This window comes from Mycobacterium sp. (assembly GCF_050701675.1).
Lineage (GTDB): Bacteria > Actinomycetota > Actinomycetes > Mycobacteriales > Mycobacteriaceae > Mycobacterium.
The window spans coordinates 1-1,560 of sequence record NZ_JBOGDD010000737.1; the positions used below are offsets into that span (position 1 = coordinate 1).

Here is a 1,560-nt window from a genome sequence, read left to right on the forward strand (position 1 = left end):
CGGTCACGTCGTCGCCCTGGCTCACGTGGGCGGTGAAGCCCTCTCCATTGAGCGCCACGGTGTCCAGACCGAGGTGGACCAGAACGCCCACGTTGTCCGGAGTCATCACGATGTAGGCGTGCGGAAGGAGTTTCAAGAGTTTGCCGCTGACCGGGGCGATCGCCTCGACCACCCCGCGGGGCGGGTCGATGGCCGCGCCGTAGCCCACCATGCCTTGGGAGAACACGGGGTCGGGGACGTCCTGAAGCGGTACTGCACGTCCTGCAACCGGGGCGAGGACCTTCGTCGTGCTCACTGTCGTGACTCCTTCGTTGGTGCGTCCCACAATACGAGCGTGGCGGCAAGACGGTCTCGTGTTCACGGGTTCTCGTCTAAGCTTCCGCTCAGCTTCGGCCAGCCGGCGACCTTCGCGGCAGAGGGAGGACCCCCGAAATGAGCGATACCACGAAATCTCAAGGAGCGCAGCAGAAGTCGGGCCTACGAATTCCCGGCTTCGCTCAGCTTCAGCGGCTGGGCAAGAGCCTCATGCTGCCCATCGCCGTGCTGCCAGCGGCGGGAATTCTGTTGCGCCTCGGCCAGGATGACCTGCTGGGCCGGATCAAGGCCCCGGTCATCGGGCCGTTCTTCCAGGCGATGAGCGCGGCGGGTGACGCGATCTTCACCAACCTGCCCCTGTTGTTCGCCGTCGGCGTGGCCATCGGATTCGCCAAGAAGGCGGACGGCTCGACCGCGCTGGCCGCGGTCGTCGGCTACCTGGTGGTGCAGGCCGTCTTCAAGACCATGTCGCCGATCGTTCTCGCCGGCGAGGTCGACAAGGCGGGCGACCAGGCGCAGATCAACTACAGCGTGTTCGCCGGAATCGTGGTGGGGCTGCTGACCGCATGGCTGTTCGACAGGTACCACACCATCCAATTGCCCTCGTATCTCGGCTTCTTCGGGGGTAGGCGCTTCGTCCCGATCGTGGTGTCGCTGGCCTGCCTGTTCCTGGCCTTCGCGATGAGTTACTGCTACCCGCTGTTCGACGCCGGACTGACGGGCCTCGGCAGGTTCATCGGCGGCTCCGGGGCCATCGGCGCATTCATCTACGGGTTCGCCAACCGCATGCTGATCCCGCTCGGTCTGCACCACATCGTGAACTCGTACGTCTGGTTCATCTACGGCGACTACCAGACGCCCGCCGGGACGGTCGCCACCGGTGAGCTCACGCGATTCGCCGCAGGCGACCCGAGCGCGGGACTGCTCACGTCGGGCTTCTACCCGATTCTGATGTTCGGGTTGCCCGCTGCCGCTCTTGCGATGATCCACGTGGCGAACAAGAAGCAGCGCAAGGTCGCGGTCGGCATTCTGACGGCGGCTGCGCTGACCGCGTTCCTGACGGGCGTCACCGAACCTCTCGAGTTCGCGTTCATGTTCGTGGCGTTCCCGCTGTACGTCATCCACGCGTTGTTGACGGGGCTGTCCCTGGCGATCGCCTACCTGCTGGACATCCACCTCGGGTTCTCGTTCTCCGCGGGGCTGATCGATCTTCTGCTCTACGGCACGGCGCCTGCGGCCAAGAAC

Annotated in this window: 2 protein-coding genes; one reads left to right on the forward strand and one right to left on the reverse strand. The window is 65.2% G+C overall.

All coding sequences use genetic code 11. From position 1 onward, the window contains the following. Window positions 1-295 (reverse strand): PTS sugar transporter subunit IIA (locus ACRDUX_RS22620; protein WP_526416706.1); only part of this gene is annotated, 295 nt, incomplete at its 3' end. Window positions 296-432: 137 nt separating this feature from the next. Here ACRDUX_RS22620 and ACRDUX_RS22625 point away from each other — a divergent pair. Then, the coding region (locus tag ACRDUX_RS22625; protein WP_526416708.1) for a PTS transporter subunit EIIC at window positions 433-1,560 on the forward strand (1,128 nt) is incomplete at its 3' end.